Below are 15,689 nucleotides of genomic sequence, written 5' to 3'. Positions count from 1 at the left end.
ATGACCTCGCCGCGTTTGATCTCGATCGAGACCTCGCGCAGGGCGGGCGCCTCGGCGCCGGGGTAGGTGAAGGTGATGTCCGTGGCCGTGATGCGTTCGAAGGTCTCGGGCACCGACGCCTCGCGCGCGGCGGGGACGCGGCGTTCGGCGTCGGCGCAGAACTCGAGGAAGTCGGTGAAGTACAGGCCCTCTTCGTACAGGCGGTTGGTGGCGTACATCAGGTTGGCCAGCGAGGACTGGGCGGACCTGATCGCCAGGACCGCGGTGCCCGCCACCGCCAGCGGGATCGCGGCCAGGGCCAGGAGCACTCCGAGGGCCACGTAGACGAGGGCGGAGCCGAGGCCGCCGAGGGCCTCGCCGACCAGGCGGGCGAAGGTCTGGCGCCGGGCGAGCTTGAGCAGGACGTCCTGCTCGGCCCTGGCCACCGCGTCGTACATGCGCAGCAGGAAGCCGCGCATGGTGAACGAGCGCACCTCGGCCGCCGGCTCGCGGTTGGCCAGCAGCTCCGCGATGATCCACTTGCGGCGGTTGGCGGGGATGAGGGCGTAGAGCGTGGTGTAGCGCATCTTGGCGCTGCGGACCGCCGCCCAGGCGTCGGGCAGCACCGCCAGCAGGAGGAGCGGGAGCAGCACCGGATGGAGCACGCCGAGGACGCCGGCCACGGCCGCGATGCCGACCGCGGCCGTGACCACGTTGATGGCCGAGGTCACCACCGAGTCGGCCATGGCCACGCCGCGTAACCTGGCCCGCTGCAGCGCGTCGTGGAACTCGGGGTCGTCGTAGGCCACGAGCTCCACCCGGCTGGTCAGCCCGTACAGGCGCTCCTCGGTGAGCCGGCTCACCTGGGGGTCGAGGCGGGACTGCGCCCAGCCCGCGCCGGCCTGCACGCCGGTGCGGAGCGTCGCGGCCACCCCGACCAGCACGAGGCTGGGCAGCGCGGCCAGCACGCGGTCGGGGGTGGGGCCCTCGCTGAAGAGGGCGCTGAGGACGCCGGTGGTCGCCAGCAGGCCGAAGGCCGTGAAGACGCCGCCGAGGAGGTTGAGCGTGATCGTGGCGAGGGTGTCGCGCCGGCCGGCCTGCCAGGCCATGCGCATCGCCTGTGTCACGAGTGACGGCAGCCGCCTGGCGATGGTCAGGAAACCGACCTCCGCCAGCTTGTCCTGATGGGCGTGCCAGTCGGAGAAGGAGATCTCACCGAGCTCGAGCGGCTCATCGACCATGACTTGAGTGTGCCCACGGGCACTGACAGATCTCCACCGATTATGTCTGGGCGCGCGGCGTAGTTGGTGACACACTCACAGTGATGCTGCGATTCGCCGACTTCAGCGACCTGCCGGCCGAGCCGAACGCGTTCGTGGGCCGGGAGTCCGATCTAGATGAGCTCGCCCATCTGATGCGCGTCTCCCGGGCCGTGACCCTCTGCGGCGCGGGCGGCATCGGGAAGACTCGGCTGGCGATGCGGCTCGCGGCCAGGGTGGGCCCCGACCACCCGGGCGGCGTGTGGCTGATCGAGCTGGCCGACCTGGAGAAGGGCGAGCTGAGAGAGTACGTCGCCGCCGCGCTCGGCATCGCGGGCGACCTGGCCGAGTCGATCGCGGGCCGGCGCGCGCTCCTGGTGCTCGACAACTGCGAGCCGGTGATCGGGGAGTGCGCGGAGCTGTGCCGTGACCTGCTCTGCGCCTGTCCGGGGCTCACCGTGCTGGCCACCAGCAGGGAGCCGCTGCGCGTGCCCGGCGAGACCGTGTGGCGGGTGCCGCCCCTGTCGGTGGGTGGGGAGGACAGCGAGGCCGTGCGGCTGTTCGTGGCCAGGGCCACCGCCGCCCGGCCCGACTTCGAGCTGACCGACGAGAGCCGGCCGCTGGTCACGGAGCTGTGCCAGGCGCTCGACGGCCTGCCGCTGGCGATCGAGCTGGCCGCCGCCATGGTGCGGGTCCTGTCCGTCCGCCAGCTCGTCGAGCGGCTGGACGACCGGTTCAGGCTGCTGGCGGGCGGCGCGCGTACGGCTCCGGCCCGGCACCGCACGCTCAGGGCCGCGGTGGACTGGAGCTACCGGCTGCTCTCCCCGCAGGAGCGGCTGCTGCTGCGCCGCACGGCGGCCTTCCGCTCCTCGTGGACGCTCGACCTGGCCGAGGCGGTCTGCTCGGGGCCGGGGCTGCCCGAGGAGGACGTGCTGCTCCGGTTGTGCGATCTGGTGGACAAGTCGCTGGTCGCGCTCGACGGCGAGATCGCCGGTCAGGCGCGCTACCGGCTGCTGGAGACCGTACGGGATTACGCACTGGAGCAGCTCGCCGAGTCCGGCGAGGAGACGGAGCTGCGGCGCAGGCACCTGACGGCGCTGGCGGCGATGGCGAGCGGGTTCAAGGAGGCGATCGCGCCGGGCGCGCGCACGTCGTGGCCGGTGATCGAGCGGTACGTGAACCTGTTCGACGCGCTCAAGGTCGAGGTCGGCTCGGCCTGCGAGTGGTCGATCGCCATCGGCCTGCCGGAGACCGCGTTGAGCCTGCTGACCGACCTGCGTTACCTGCTGGTCGGCAGCGGCAGGAAGCTCGACACGGCCGAGCGGCTCGACCGGCTGCTGGCCCTCGACGTCCCGCAGCTGCGGCCGGCGCTGCGCGGCCAGGCCACGATCCTGCGCGGCGAGCTGGCGCTGGCAGCGGGTGATCTCGAACTGGCCACGTGGTGCACCCGCGCCGGGCTCGATCTGTGCAGGTCCGTCGACGACGCGTACGGCGAGGCAGTCGGCACGATCGTGCTGGCCCAGCTCACCGGCGAGCCCGAGACCCTGGCCCGCGCGCTGGAGCTGGCCAGGCGCTCCGGCGACCTCATCCTGGAGTCGCTGGCACAGGGCACCCGGGCGCAGTTCGGCCTGCACCACGGCCGCCTGCGGGAGGCGCAGCGCGGGTTCGAGGAGGTGCTGGCGATCAACGAGGGGCTCGACAACCACGTGGGCCGGTCCTTCGCCCACATCGGGCTCGCCCAGGTCGCCAGGCGCTCGGGCGACCTCCCGACGGCCAAGCGGCACTACGAGTCGGGGCTGAGCCTGCTGCGGCACGTGGACGCCAGGCAGCAGATCGTGAGCTGCCTGGCCGGGCTCGGCAAGGTGGCGCTCGACCAGGGTGACCTGGTGGAGGCCAGGGCCAGGTTCACCGAGGCGCTGGTGCTCAGCCGCGACGCGGGGCTGCGCGCGGGCATCGCCAGGCGGCTGGAGGAGTGGGCGGTCCTGGTCTCCGCCGAGGGCGACCACCGGCGCGCGGTCCTGCTGGCCGCCGCCTCGGTGGCGCTGCGCAGCCGCCAGCCGGACGCGCGTACGGAGGACGTCCTGCGACCGGCGCGGACCGGGCTGGGCGAGGCCGTGGTCGGCATGTTGTGGGCCGAGGGCGCGGGGATGACCGCCGAACAGGCCGTGGCGTGCGCGCTGGACGGCGCGCTGCCCGAACGCCCCACGGAGCCGGTCGTACCGGTCAGCCAGGACAGCAGGCTCACGGTCAGGGAGCGCGAGATCGCCGAGCTGATCGCCAGAGGGCTCAGCAACCGGGCCATCGCCGACGAACTGGTCATCAGTCCGGCGACCGCCGCCCGCCACGTGGCCAACATTCTGTCCAAGCTGGGCTTCTCCACACGTACACAGATCGCCGCATGGGTGATCGAGAGCCGCTGATCCGCGTACCTCTCTACACATCACGGAGCCTGCCGGTTTACATCGTCGAATGGCCATGTCAGCGCATGTGCGGCACCCATCTGCACACCTACCGTTGCTACGTGTGATCGGCCGCACCGACGTTCCACCCTTTGCGGTGCGGCCGATCCATCGGGGACGTCACGCGTCCGCGCGGAGCTGGGCCTCCTCGGAGGGGTGGAGGTCCGGTTCCGGGCGCGTGGCAGCGGGCTCGAGTCGCGCAGGGCTCGGGCCCGCCCGCGGGAATGCACATCTGCCTACATAGATCGGTGGATGCTGTGCATGCCCGGCGGCCGTACGTTTGCGGTCATGAAGCCTGCCGCCTCGACCACCGGGACCGTGATCCACGAGGTGTTCCGCCAGGCGTACGAGCGTGGGGAGCGGCCGGCGCTCGTCGATCTGCGCGGCGGCCACGTCTACGGCTACCGCAGGCTGGTGACCGAGGTGACCAGGGCGGCCTCGGGGCTCGTACGCAGGGGCGCGCGCCGCGACCAGGTGGTGGGCGTGCACGTCTCGACGGCAGGCGCGCAGACGCTGGCCGTGCACACCGTGCTCGCGGCGGGCGGCGTGGCGGCGCCGATCGATCCCGCGCTCGGCGCCGGGGAGATGGCCGCGTGGCTGCGCGAGTGCGACGCGCGCACCTTGATCACCACCCCCGACCTGGCGGAGACGGCGGTGCGGGCGGCCGACGAGTCCCGGGTGCGCCAGGTCGTCTCGCTGGGCACGGCGCTCGACACGATCGACTTCCGCTGCCTGCTCACGCTGGAGCCCACCCCGCTGCCCGCGCTCGACGCCAAGCGCCAGGACGCGCTGCTGACGGCGGACGGCCGCCGGATGTCCCACGCCGACCTGCTGTCCAGGATGGCGGAGCTCGACCTGCCCGTGGGCCTGGCCGAGTCCGACGTCGTGCTGACCACGTGGCCGCCCGACAGCCGGTGCGACCTGGTCGTCCTGGTCTGCCTGGGCGTGTCCAAGGGCGCGCTGGTGGTGGCCGCGGGCGGCGGCGATCCGCCCGGCACGAGCTACGACTTCAGCGTCACGGTGGTGACGAACCCCGACGGCGGGCTCGAGCGCGTCCGCTGAGTATGCGGAGCTGTTATCCGCCCATCCCTTGACGCCGCGCGGCGGGAAGTGGGTAGATGGCCGTTGGTTGACAACGTTGTCAAATCACCAACTTCGGGGGCTTCGAAGGGATGGTGTGCGATGCGACGGTGGTTAGCGACCGTCTCGATCTCGATCGTGAGCGCGTTGAGCCTGGTGGCCTGCGGTGGCGGCGGAGGCGGAGGGGCGTCCCAGTCTCCGGCCGCCAGTGGCGGCGGCGGAGAGAAGAAACAGGTTGAGGTCTTCTCCTGGTGGACGGGCCCCGGCGAGGCCGACGGCCTCCAGGCGATGAAGAAGATCTTCGAGCAGCAGAATCCGAACTACACATTCTTCGACGCCGCCGTGGCGGGCGGCTCCGGTGACAAGGCCAAGGCGCTGCTCCAGTCGAAGCTCCAGGCCAACACCCCGCCCGACACCTTCCAAGGGCACGCGGGCGCCGAATTGCAGGGCTACATCAAGGCCGGCAACCTTGAGGACCTGACCTTCCTGTACGACGAGCTGAAGCTGAAGGACGTCTTCCCCACGCAGCTTGTCGATCAGATCAGCGTCGACGGCAAGATCTACTCGGTGCCGGTGAACATCCACCGCTCCAACGTGCTGTGGTTCAACCCCGCGGTGCTCAAGGACGCCGGCGTGGCCGCCGCGCCCAAGACGATCGACGAGTTCATCGCGGACCTGGAGAAGGTCAAGGCCAAGGGCAAGATCCCGCTGTCGATCGGCTCCGAGTGGACCGTCACCCACCTGATGGAGAACGTCCTGCTCGGCTCGATGGGCACCGACGCCTACAACGCGCTGTTCAAGCCGGGCGCCGACTGGAACAGCCCGCAGGTGACCAAGGCGCTGGAGAGCTTCGCCAAGATCATGTCGTACGCGGGCGACCCGCAGGACGACTGGCAGCCGGCCGCCAAGCAGGTAGCCGACGGCGAGGCCGCGTTCAACATCATGGGCGACTGGGCGTACGGCTACTTCCACAACCCGCCGGAGGGCGGCCTGGGCAAGAAGTCGAAGACGGACTTCGACTGGGCGCCGGCTCCCGGGACCGAGGGCACGTACATGTGGCTGTCCGACAGCTTCACCCTCCCCAAGGGCGCGAAGAACCGTGACGGGGCCATCGCCTGGCTGAAGGTCGCGGCCAGCAAGGAGGGCCAGGACGCCTTCAACCCCAAGAAGGGCTCCATCCCCGCCCGCAAGGACGCCGACCAGGCCCTCTACACCGACTACCTGGCCGACGCGCTGAAGGACTGGTCGAGCAACAAGCTCGCCGGGTCGATCCAGCACGGCGTCTCGGTCAACCAGCCGTGGCTGGCGGCGATCACCGAGTCGGTCGGCCTGTTCATCGGCAGCAAGGACGTCAAGGCCCTGCAGCAGGGGCTCGCCGACGCGGCCAAGTCCAACGCTCAGTAGCGAGGTCCGGCGGGCGCCGACCGGCGCCCGCCGGGTCCGTGGGAGGGAATGCTTGTGAGGCGGGCACGCACGTGGCTGCCCGGACTCCTCCTCGTCACGCCGTCGATCATCCTGATCGGCGTCTTCGTGTACGGCATGCTCGGCTGGAACTTCCGGCTGGCCATGACGGACAAGCACGATGAGGTGTCCGAGGGGAAGTTCGTGGGGCTGCGGAACTTCATCGACATCTGGGACCAGCCGCGATGGCACCTCTCGGTGAACCACGCGATCGTCTTCACGGTCGCGTTCGTGCTGGGCGCGCTCCTGCTCGGGTGGCTGCTGGCGTTCCTCATGGAGAAGGGGATCAGGGGCGAGGGGACGTTCCGGGCGATCTACCTGTTCCCGATGGCCATCTCGTTCGTCGCGACCGGCATCGTGTGGCGGTGGCTGATGAACTCGGGGACGGGGGAGCGGGCGGTCGGCCTGAACCGGCTCTTCGACTGGATCGGGCTGCCGCAGTGGCAGTGGTTCAGGGATCCGGATTGGGGGATGGCCGCGATGGCGATCCCCGCCATCTGGCAGATGTCCGGATATGTCATGGCACTGTTTTTGGCGGGCTTCCGCGGCGTGCCCGAGGAGCTGCGGGAGGCCGCGCGGGTGGACGGCTGCACCGAGTGGGGCGTCTACCGGCACGTGGTGCTGCCCCTGCTCCGGCCGGTCACCCTGTCCGCGCTGATCATCCTGGGGCACATCTCGCTCAAGGTGTTCGACCTGATCGTGGCGGTGTCGGGCAAGCAGATCATCACGGACGTGCCCGCGGTGTTCATGTGGGTGGCGGTGTTCGACTCGCACGACCCGGCCAAGGGCGCCACGATCGCGTCGTACATCGTGCTGAGCGTGGCGATCTTCGTGATCCCGTACCTGATCTGGTCCGTGCGTAAGGAGAGGCGCTCATGACGGCGGTGGCCACGCGCCGGGCGGCCTTCCCCTGGCTGCGCTTCGGGCTGCTGATCCTCTTCGTGGTGATCTTCCTGATCCCCATCTACGTGCTGCTGGTCACCAGCTTCAAGCCGCTCACGGAGGCCGACCCCGGCCAGGCGTGGAACCTGCCGCGGACGTGGACGACCGAGGCGTGGCAGGTGGCCTGGGAGAAGCTGGCCCCAGGCCTGTGGAACAGCGTGCTGCTGGCCGTGCCGGGCTCGCTGCTGTCGTGCGCGCTCGGCTCCATGAACGGGTACGTGCTGTCCAAGTGGCGCTTCCCCGGCGCGGACGTGCTGTTCACGTTGTTCCTGTTCGGCATGTTCATCCCGTACCAGGGGGTCATGATCCCGCTGGTGCAGCTGCTCGTGGGGCTGAACGAGCTGACCGGGCTGCAGGGCGTCTTCTACGGCGGCATCCCCGGGCTGGTGCTGGCCCACGTCGTGTACGGCATCCCGATCTGCACGCTGATCTTCCGCAACTACTACGTCACGATCCCCGACGAGCTGATCGAGGCCTCCCGGGTGGACGGGGCGGGCATGCTGAGGGCGTACTGGTCGGTGGTGCTGCCGGTGTCGGCGCCCGCGATCGCGGTGGTCGTCATCTGGCAGTTCACCTCGCTCTGGAACGACTTCCTGTTCGCCGTCTTCCTGACCGGGCCGACGAGCTGGCCCACGACCGTGATGCTGAACAACATCGCCGGTGCGCAGGCCACCCCGTACAGCCAGCAGATGGCGGCGGCCATCCTGTCGTCGATCCCGACGATGCTGATCTACGTCCTGCTGGGCAGGTTCTTCATGCGTGGGCTGATGGCGGGGGCGCTCAAGGGGTAGCCACGTGGGACAGGGGCTCGCCGCGTACGTAGCGGGCCACGTCGGCGGCCACGATCGAGGCCGCCTTCATGGCCGTCTGCTTGCTGGCCCCGGCCAGGTGCGGAGTCATGATCAGGTTCGGGGTCGTGAGCAGGCGCGAGCCGGCCGGGATGGGCTCCTCCGGGAAGACGTCCATGGCGGCCCCGAACAGGTGGCCCGAGTCCAGCGCGTCGCACACGGCGTCGTAGTCGACCAGCGCGCCCCTGGCGCAGTTGACCAGGACCGAGCCGCGCGGCATGGCGGCGATCTCGGCCGCGCCGATCATGCCGTTGGTCTCGGGGGTGGCGCGGGCGTGCAGGGAGACGAAGTGGGAGCGCCGGAGCAGCTCGTCCAGCTCCACCCGGCCGGGCACGTCCACGTACGGGTCATAGACCAGGACCTCCGCGCCGAAGCCTTCGAGCATGCGGGCCACGCGGCGGCCGATGGCGCCGTAGCCGACCAGGCCGACCGTGTTGCCGTCCAGCTCAGGGCCGACGTTGTCGTACATGTAGTAGTCGCCCCGCCACACGCCCCCCGACAGGTCGCCGTGCGTCTGGGGGATCCGGCGGGTGGCGGCCAGCAGCATGGCCAGGGTGTGCTCGGCGGTGGCCACCGCGTTGCGGCCCGGCGCGAACGTCACCGCCACGCCCGCCGCCGTGGCCGCCTCCAGGTTGGCGTTGACGGGCCCGCCCCGGCTCACGCAGAACAGCCGCAGGGCGGGAGAGGCGTCCAGGACACGCTTGGTCAAAGGGGCCATCTGGGTCACGCAGACCTCGACGCCGCGTAGCGCCTCGATCAGCTCGTCCTCCACGTCCGAGGCCTCGTCCACCTCGCCCACCCGGCCGAACGGCTCGACCGGCCACGGCAGCGTCAGCTCGCTGATGTCCAACTCGCCGGGGACCTCGCGCCTGAGCGCGTCGATGAGCAGGCGGTTCTGGACGAAGTGGTCGCCCGCGGCAAGCACACGGATGGTCAACGAACGGCTCCAATCGGGGAGTTGTACTGCAGCATCGCGGCCCGCCGCCCGGTGCGCAGGCGCAGCTCGGTCAGGGCACAGTTGTCCAGGCGCGGGAACAGCCGCCGGTACTCGCCGAGCGGCACCCCGATCAGGCGGCACAGGGCGAGCCTGATGGCGGTCGTGTGCGCGACCACCAGCACGCGCCCGTCGGGGTGGGCGGTGGCGATGTCGTCGAGGGCGGCCACGAACCGGTCGGCGGCCAGGCTCGGGTCCTCGCCGCCGGGCAGCGGGTGCGCGGCGGGGTCGGACTCGAACGCGGCGCGGGCCTCGGGGAAGCGGGCCGCCATCTCGGCCGAGGTCAGGCCCTCGCCCTCGCCGAAGTCCAGCTCGCGCAGCCTCGGGTCGGTCCGGAGCTCCACCTTCGCCTGGTCGGCGGCGGACGCGGCGGTGATCCGGGCCCGGCTGAGGGTGGAGGCCCACACGGCCGCCAGGCCCGCCTGACCTGCCCACTCGGCCAGCTGGGCGGCCTGGGCGCGGCCGCGCGGGGTCAGCTCGATGTCGCTGATCCCCGCGTAGCGGTTCTCGGCGTGCCAGACGGTCTCGCCGTGGCGGACCAGGACGAGGTCGGTCATCGGGCGGTCCTCTCGCGTGCGTGCCGGGCGGCGGCCGGGTCGAGCCAGCCGCGCCCTTCCAGCTCGGTGACGAAGCGCAGGTAGGGCTCGGTGAAGTCGGCTCCCGACGGGTCGACGACCGCGCGGGTCCTGATCATCCGGCCGGGGTCGCCGCCCGCCAGGACGGCCATGCCCAGGGCGGGCTCGGCGTTCTCCCGCAGCGTCACCGGACGTCCCAGGACGTCCGCCCTGAGCCGGGTCCAGTACGCGCTGCGGGTGGCGCCGCCGGTCAGGATGATCTCGCCGTCCACGGGCGCGCCGAGAAGGTCGAGGTAGTCGAAGCAGAGGCGCTCGACGAAGGCCGCGCCGAGCAGGATCGCCGTGTAGCGCTCGACGTCGTCGGCCGGGCTGCCGAGCGTGAACCCCTCGGCGCCGGGCGCGTCGAACGGGAAGCGCTCGCCCCGCGAGACCAGCGGGTACGTGACGCTCGCGGGCGGGCCCGGGCGGGCGGCGGCCTGGGCGCTCAGCGCGTCGAGGTCGCGGCCGGGCAGGTCGCGGGAGAGCACGCCGGCGCCGGTGCTCGACGCGCCGCCCGGCAGCCACGAGCCGTCCGGAGCGCGGTGCGAGTAGACGACGCCGAGCGGGTCGTGGATCAGCTCCTTCGTCACGCCCTTGAGCACCAGCGTCGTGCCGAGCACCGAGTTCCAGCTCCCGACCCGGGTGGCGCCCGCGCCGAGCTGGGCCGCGCACCCGTCGGTGGTCCCGGCGAGCACGGGCGTGCCCGCGGGGATGCCGGTCTCCTCGGCGGCGGCCGCGCAGACCACGCCCAGGCGGGTGCCGGGTCGTACGACCTCGGGGAGCATTTCCGCCGGCACGTCCAGGGCGTCCAGCACCTCGGACGGCCAGCGCTCCTCGATGAGGTCCACGCCGGTCTTGAGCGCGTTGCTGAGGTCGGTGGCCACCTCGTGGCCGACGAGGCGCCGGTTGACGAAGTCGTTCTGGTGCGCCAGCCGCGCTCCGGCGGGCGCGTCCTGGAGCAGCCACAGGAGCTTGGGCAGCGCCCAGTTGGGCTGCATGCGCCGGTAGCCGAGCCGCTCCCACACGCGGGCGCCCGCCTCGTTGGCGCGCCCGGCGTCGGCGCGCCGGTCGTCGTACATGAGGGCGGGCGTCAGCGCCCGGCCGTCAGGGCCGGTGAGCAGGATCGTTCCAGATGTGGCGGCCACGGCGACGCCCGCGACCTGCTCGGGAGGCACGTCGCGCAGCGCCTCGCGGGTGGCGGCGGCCAGCTCGCGCCACCACTGCTCGGGGTCCTGCTCGTGGCGGGGCCCGTCGCGGTGGCTGGTCAGCGGCCGACCGGCCGTGCCGAGCACCTGCCCGTCGCTGGAGACGGCCATCGCCCGCACGCTCTGGGTCCCGAGATCGATGCCGATCCAGACACTCATGTACGGCCCCTCATCTCGGCCAGCAGCGGCCAGGAGACCGCGTTCGCCTGGCGCAGGGTCAAGAAGTCGTCGAACAGCCGGTCGTACAACGCCTGGCGGGCGGGGTTGGGTTCGAGCGCGTCGCGCAGCCGTACATGCTCCGAGGCGGCCGCCGCGATGGACGGGGCGGCGGCGGTGGCGGCCAGCCCCACCAGGTACGCGCCCCGCGCGCCCACCTCGGTGTCGGCCGGGCGGCGCACGGGCAGGCCGGTGACATCGGCGATCAGCTGGAGCCAGGCGGTGCTGTTCGAACCGCCCCCGCACACGCGCAGCTCCGTGGGCGCGGCGCCGGTGGCGGCAAGGCAGTCGCGGATGACCATCGTCAGCCCCTCGAGCACCGCCCGCGCCACGTCCGGGCGGCCGTGCTCGAACGACATGCCCAGCAGCGACCCTCTGGCCAGCGGGTCCGAGAACGGCGCTCGCTCACCGGCGGGCGACATATACGGCAGGAATGCCAGCCCGCGCGCGCCCGGCTCGCTCAGCAGGGCCAGGTCGCCCAGCTCGGCCGGGCCGCTCAGCCCCATCATGCGGCACGTCCACTGCACCACCTCGGTGCCCGCGAACGTGGGGAAGGCCCGCAGGTAGCCGCCGGTCAGCGCGATCGTGATCCCGATCGGCTCGCCTTCCAGGTCGGCCGAGTCGACGATGACCTCGGTGCAGAGCGTGGTGCCGAGGATGCCGCACGCCTGCCCGGCCCGCACCGCGCCCGCGCCCAGCGCCGTGGCGGCGATGTCGTACGGGGCCATCACGACGGGTGTCCCGGCGGGCAGCCCCAGCGCGGAGGCCGCGTCCCCGGACAGCTCGGCGACGTGGCCGGAGCGGATCGGGGGCAGCAGCCGCTCGGCCCACTCCGTGCCGAAGAGGGCCAGCAGCGCGGGGGAGTACGCCCGCGCCCGCAGGTCCATGAACGGCGCGGAGGCGTCGGACTCGTCGGCCGCCAGCTCCCCGGTCATCCGCGCGAAGATCCAGCCGCCGCAGGTGAGCATGGCGCTCGACCGCTCCAGCCGCCCGGGGTCGTTCGCGCGCAGCCAGGTCAGGATCGCGTGCGGCAGCCCGGAGGCGGCCGACGAGCCGTTGAGCCGGAACGCCTCGGCCGCGGTCCCGGAGCGGGTCCAGCCGTCCACGGCCGAGGCCGCCCTGGCGTCGTTCCAGAGGATCGCGGGGCCGGTCGGCTCGCCGTCCGGGCCGACCAGCCAGCAGCCGTCGCCCTGGGCGGTCACGGCCACGAAGTCGACCCCGCCCACCTGGGCGGCGACCTCGCGCACGGTGGCGGCGACCGCGTCCCAGACGGCGTTCATGTCCTGCTCGGCGTGGCCGGGCAGGGGCCTGGAGACCACGGTCTCCCGCCGGGCGACGAACGCCTCCGCGCCTTCGGCGTCGTACCCGACCGCCTTGATGACCGTGGTGCCCGCGTCAACGCAGATGATCGCCATCAGGCCCTGCCGTGGGAGGTCCTCGACCGGCGCGACACGGAGTCGACGATCACGGCGAGCAGCAGCACCGCCCCGGTGACCACGAACCTGATCGACGAGTCGAGGTTGAGCAGGGTCAGGCCGCTGGAGATGGACTGGATGACGATGATCCCGAGCAGCGCGCCGAACGCGGTGCCGCGCCCGCCGAACAGGCTCGTCCCGCCGATCACGGCCGCCGCGATGGCGTTGAGGTTGACGTCGCCGCCGCCGCTGGACTGGTTGGCCGCCGCGAGCCTCGCCGCGGCCAGGATGCCGCCGACCGCGGCGAACGTCGAGCAGAGCACGAACACCGAGGTGTAGACGGCCCTGACGTTGATGCCGGCCCGGCGGGCGGCCTCCACGTTGCCGCCGACGGCGTAGACGGCCCGTCCCCACTTCGTCCGCGACAGCAGGTAGTGCATGATCAGCACGAGCGCCACGAAGAAGACGAACATCCAGCCCACGCCGCGCGTCTGGCCCAGGTACCAGACCACGAAGGCCAGCACGACCAGCAGCGCCCCGCTTCTGACGGCCAGCGTGGACACGCTCCTGGCCGACAGCCCGGCCTTGCGCCGCTCCTGCGCGTGCAGGTATCCGGTGACGAACAGCCAGACGGCCGCGACGACCGCGAACGTGTACGACAGCCAGGCCGGCACGAAGTCGAGCTGCGCGAAGTTCACCAGGCCCGAGTCGAAGGGCAGGTTGATCGACCCCTTGGTGCCCAGCACGTGCAGCTGGAGCCCGAGGAAGGCGAGCAGGCCGGCCAGCGTGATCACGAAGCTCGGCACCCCGAACCGGTTGAACAGCTGGCCGTACAGCCAGCCGACGACCGCGCCCATGATCACCGCCGCGGCGATGGCCAGCCAGACCGGCAGCCCCTGGCCCACGAACAGCACCGCGAGCACCGCTCCCGACAGCCCGCTGACCGAGCCGACGGACAGGTCGATCTGGCCCACCAGCAGCACGCAGACGATGCCGAGCGAGATGATGCCGACGGCGGCGGACTCCAGGGTGAGGTTCACCAGGTTCGCGCTGGACAGGAAGATCGGGTTCAGGACCTGCAGGACCGTCCAGATGACCACGAGCCCGACCACGACGGGGATGACGCCTAGGTCGCCGCCGCGGGCCCGCTCGATCACGTCGGCGAGCGCGCCGCGCAGCCCGTCGCGGTTCTGGAGCCGCTCGTCCTGACGGTCCGTCGTCAATGTGCTCAAGACTGGGCCCCCTTGTCCATGGCCTCACTCCGTGAGGCGGGCTCGGTCGCCTCCGATGCCGTCGCCTTCCCCCGCTCTGGTCGCTTCGCTCCCGCCGCTCCTCCAGGCGCCGGCGCTCCCTCGCGCTGCGCCCGCCGGGACACCACGTTGTCGGTGGCGCCGGTGATGGCGGCGATGATGTCCTCGGTGGAGACCTGGTCCACGTCGAACACGCCGTTGTTGCGGCCGAGCCGCAGCACGGCGACGGTGTCGGCGACGGCCTTCACGTCGGCCATGTTGTGGCTGATCATGATGACGCCCAGGCCGTTCTCGCGCAGCCGCTCGACCAGGTTGAGCACCTCGGCCGTCTGCGCCACGCCCAGCGCGGCGGTGGGCTCGTCGAGGATGATGACCTTCGGGTCGCCGAGCAGCGACCGGGCGATGGCCACCGTCTGCCGCTGGCCGCCCGACAGCGCCGCGACCGGCACCCGTACGCTGGGGATCTTGGCGGACAGCTGGCGGAGCAGCTCCCACGAGCGGGTCTCCATGGCCACGTCGTTGAGGCGCAGCGGGCGGATCTCCTGGCCGAGGAACAGGTTCTGGATCACGTTGAGGTTCTCGCAGAGCGCCAGGTCCTGGAAGACCGTGGCGATGCCGAGCTTGTGCGCGGCGGCCGGGGTGGGGATGTGGACCTCGTTCCCCTCGAACGTGATCGTGCCGCCGTCCGGCGGGTGCACGCCCGAGAGGATCTTGACCAGGGTCGACTTTCCCGCGCCGTTGTCTCCCACGACCGCGACGACCTGGCCGGCGGCGACGTCGAGCTCGATGTCGGTCAGCGCCGCCACCGCGCCGAAGGTCTTGCTGATCCCGCGCAGAGAGAGGACGCTCATCACTTGATTCCGAGCTCGCCGCAGCCCTTGGCGTACTCACCGGCGCAGGCCTCGGCGGCCTTCATGATGCCGCTGTCGAACAGCACTTCCTTGATGTTCTCCTTGGTCACCACCGTGGGCACGAACAGCTCCGACGGGGTGTTGTAGAGCGTGGCCTTGCCCGCGGGCTTCTTGCCCTGCATGAACTCCCACGCCACGTTCGCGGAGGCCTCGGCCACGATCTTGATCGGCTTGGAGATCGTGTTGTACTGGTCGCCCGCGATGATGCGCTGGGCGGCGGCCAGCTCGGCGTCGTTGCCGGTGATCGGCGGCACCTTCACGCCCGCGGCCTTGAACGCGGCGATCGAGCCGCCGCCGGTGCCGTCGTTGGCCGCGACCACGCCGACGATCTGGTCCTTGAACTGGGTGATCTGGCCGCTGACCCAGGTCTGGGCCTTCTCCGGCTGCCAGTCGGGGGTGTCGTACTCGGCCAGCACCTTGAACCCGCTCGGGTCGACCGCGCTGTGGATGCCCTTCTTGATCAGACCGGCCGCCGCGTCCGTGGGCGAGCCGTTGACCTGGAGGATCCCGCCCTTGGCGGTCTCCTTCTTCAGGTGGTCGACCAGGGACTGGGCGATCATGGCGCCGATCTTCTCGTTGTCGAACGAGATGTAGTAGTCGGCGGGCGTGGCCGGGATCGGCCGGTCGTAGGCGATGACCGGCACCTGCTGCGCCTGGGCCGACTTGACGATGGTGGCCGCGGCGGCGGAGTCGACCGGGTCGATCACGATGGCCTTGACGCCCTGGGCGAGCGCGGAGTTGGCCTGTTGCTGCTGCTTGGCGGCGTCGGAGTCGGCGTTCTGGTAGATGACCTGGCAGGTCGGGCAGAGCTGCTTCATCTTGGCCTCGAACAGCGGCTTGTCCGCCAGCTCGTACCGGGTGGAGGCGAGGTCGGGCATGAGGAAGGCGACCTTGGCGTTCTGGACGGCGCCGCTCCCGCCGCCGCTGGTGCCCCCGCCGGTCGAGCCGGAGCCGGAGCCGCACGCGGCCAGCACCGAGCCTGCGAGCACTGCTGCTGCGGCGAACGCGGAGGTCCGCATCTTAGCTCTGTTCACGGGTTTCGTTCCTCACTTGCTA

The 15,689-nt window shown here is 71.5% G+C and carries 13 protein-coding genes; 5 read left to right on the top strand and 8 right to left on the bottom strand.

From position 1 onward, the window contains the following. Positions 1–1,220, bottom strand: a 1,220-nt coding sequence (locus ACWDRB_RS63965) for an ABC transporter ATP-binding protein (protein ID WP_449911935.1), incomplete at its 3' end; no start/stop codon positions are given. Positions 1,221–1,303: 83 nt separating this feature from the next. Between ACWDRB_RS63965 and ACWDRB_RS63960 the strand changes: the two genes are divergently transcribed. The 5 genes from ACWDRB_RS63960 (at position 1,304) to ACWDRB_RS63940 (ending at position 7,971) form a co-directional block, all read left to right on the top strand. Next, a complete protein-coding gene (locus tag ACWDRB_RS63960; protein WP_449911934.1) occupies positions 1,304–3,658 on the top strand; it encodes an ATP-binding protein in 2,355 nt (784 codons plus the stop codon). 327 nt (positions 3,659–3,985) lie between these two features. Next, a complete protein-coding gene (locus ACWDRB_RS63955) occupies positions 3,986–4,759 on the top strand; it encodes an AMP-binding protein (RefSeq protein WP_397365877.1) in 774 nt (257 codons plus the stop codon). Between the two features lie 120 nt (positions 4,760–4,879). Continuing rightward, on the top strand, positions 4,880–6,181 hold the full coding sequence (locus ACWDRB_RS63950) for an ABC transporter substrate-binding protein (protein ID WP_449911933.1): 1,302 nt from the start codon (positions 4,880–4,882) through the stop codon (positions 6,179–6,181). 48 nt (positions 6,182–6,229) lie between these two features. Beyond that, positions 6,230–7,117 carry a carbohydrate ABC transporter permease gene (locus ACWDRB_RS63945; RefSeq protein ID WP_363979311.1) on the top strand — a complete coding sequence of 296 codons (888 nt, stop codon included), beginning with the start codon at positions 6,230–6,232 and terminating at the stop codon, positions 7,115–7,117. Further along, positions 7,114–7,971, top strand: a complete 858-nt coding sequence (locus ACWDRB_RS63940) for a carbohydrate ABC transporter permease (RefSeq protein ID WP_350741634.1) — start codon at positions 7,114–7,116, stop codon at positions 7,969–7,971. The genes ACWDRB_RS63945 and ACWDRB_RS63940 overlap by 4 nt, the downstream gene beginning before the upstream one ends. On the opposite strand, the gene ACWDRB_RS63935 is transcribed toward ACWDRB_RS63940, so the two are convergent. From ACWDRB_RS63935 to ACWDRB_RS63905, 7 genes are read right to left on the bottom strand one after another with little or no spacing between them, the layout of a single operon-like run. Further along, on the bottom strand, positions 7,961–8,965 hold the full coding sequence (locus tag ACWDRB_RS63935) for a 2-hydroxyacid dehydrogenase (RefSeq protein WP_449911932.1): 1,005 nt from the start codon (positions 8,963–8,965) through the stop codon (positions 7,961–7,963). The two genes, ACWDRB_RS63940 and ACWDRB_RS63935, sit on opposite strands and share 11 nt — an antisense overlap. Next, positions 8,962–9,579: a histidine phosphatase family protein gene (locus tag ACWDRB_RS63930; RefSeq protein WP_449911931.1), complete on the bottom strand. Its 618-nt coding sequence runs from the start codon at positions 9,577–9,579 to the stop codon at positions 8,962–8,964. Before ACWDRB_RS63930 ends, ACWDRB_RS63935 begins: the two co-directional genes overlap by 4 nt. Continuing rightward, positions 9,576–11,000 (bottom strand): FGGY-family carbohydrate kinase, encoded by a 1,425-nt coding sequence (locus tag ACWDRB_RS63925; protein WP_449911930.1) that lies wholly within the window; start codon positions 10,998–11,000, stop codon positions 9,576–9,578. Before ACWDRB_RS63925 ends, ACWDRB_RS63930 begins: the two co-directional genes overlap by 4 nt. After that, positions 10,997–12,472 (bottom strand): FGGY family carbohydrate kinase, encoded by a 1,476-nt coding sequence (locus tag ACWDRB_RS63920; protein ID WP_449911929.1) that lies wholly within the window; start codon positions 12,470–12,472, stop codon positions 10,997–10,999. The genes ACWDRB_RS63925 and ACWDRB_RS63920 overlap by 4 nt, the downstream gene beginning before the upstream one ends. Beyond that, positions 12,472–13,704 (bottom strand): sugar ABC transporter permease, encoded by a 1,233-nt coding sequence (locus ACWDRB_RS63915; protein ID WP_449911928.1) that lies wholly within the window; start codon positions 13,702–13,704, stop codon positions 12,472–12,474. The genes ACWDRB_RS63920 and ACWDRB_RS63915 overlap by 1 nt, the downstream gene beginning before the upstream one ends. After that, positions 13,701–14,573 carry an ATP-binding cassette domain-containing protein gene (locus ACWDRB_RS63910; RefSeq protein WP_449911927.1) on the bottom strand — a complete coding sequence of 291 codons (873 nt, stop codon included), beginning with the start codon at positions 14,571–14,573 and terminating at the stop codon, positions 13,701–13,703. The genes ACWDRB_RS63915 and ACWDRB_RS63910 overlap by 4 nt, the downstream gene beginning before the upstream one ends. Continuing rightward, on the bottom strand, positions 14,573–15,667 hold the full coding sequence (locus tag ACWDRB_RS63905; protein ID WP_449911926.1) for an ABC transporter substrate-binding protein: 1,095 nt from the start codon (positions 15,665–15,667) through the stop codon (positions 14,573–14,575). The genes ACWDRB_RS63910 and ACWDRB_RS63905 overlap by 1 nt, the downstream gene beginning before the upstream one ends. Positions 15,668–15,689: the final 22 nt, after the last annotated feature.

The sequence above is a fragment of the Nonomuraea sp. NPDC003707 genome, assembly GCF_053587055.1.
The sequence above is the reverse complement of the archived record's forward strand: the minus strand, read 5'-3'. Positions and strand labels throughout refer to the sequence as shown.

What these genes read in the sequence shown, in the direction of transcription:
- ACWDRB_RS63960 (WP_449911934.1), top strand. Translation starts at nt 1,304, where the DNA reads ATGCTGCGATTCGCCGACTTCAGCGACCTGCCGGCCGAGCCGAACGCG.
- ACWDRB_RS63955 (WP_397365877.1), top strand. Translation starts at nt 3,986, where the DNA reads ATGAAGCCTGCCGCCTCGACCACCGGGACCGTGATCCACGAGGTGTTC.
- ACWDRB_RS63950 (WP_449911933.1), top strand. Translation starts at nt 4,880, where the DNA reads ATGCGACGGTGGTTAGCGACCGTCTCGATCTCGATCGTGAGCGCGTTG.
- ACWDRB_RS63945 (WP_363979311.1), top strand. Translation starts at nt 6,230, where the DNA reads ATGCTTGTGAGGCGGGCACGCACGTGGCTGCCCGGACTCCTCCTCGTC.
- ACWDRB_RS63940 (WP_350741634.1), top strand. Translation starts at nt 7,114, where the DNA reads ATGACGGCGGTGGCCACGCGCCGGGCGGCCTTCCCCTGGCTGCGCTTC.
- ACWDRB_RS63930 (WP_449911931.1), bottom strand. Translation starts at nt 9,579, where the DNA reads ATGACCGACCTCGTCCTGGTCCGCCACGGCGAGACCGTCTGGCACGCC.
- ACWDRB_RS63925 (WP_449911930.1), bottom strand. Translation starts at nt 11,000, where the DNA reads ATGAGTGTCTGGATCGGCATCGATCTCGGGACCCAGAGCGTGCGGGCG.
- ACWDRB_RS63920 (WP_449911929.1), bottom strand. Translation starts at nt 12,472, where the DNA reads ATGGCGATCATCTGCGTTGACGCGGGCACCACGGTCATCAAGGCGGTC.
- ACWDRB_RS63910 (WP_449911927.1), bottom strand. Translation starts at nt 14,573, where the DNA reads ATGAGCGTCCTCTCTCTGCGCGGGATCAGCAAGACCTTCGGCGCGGTG.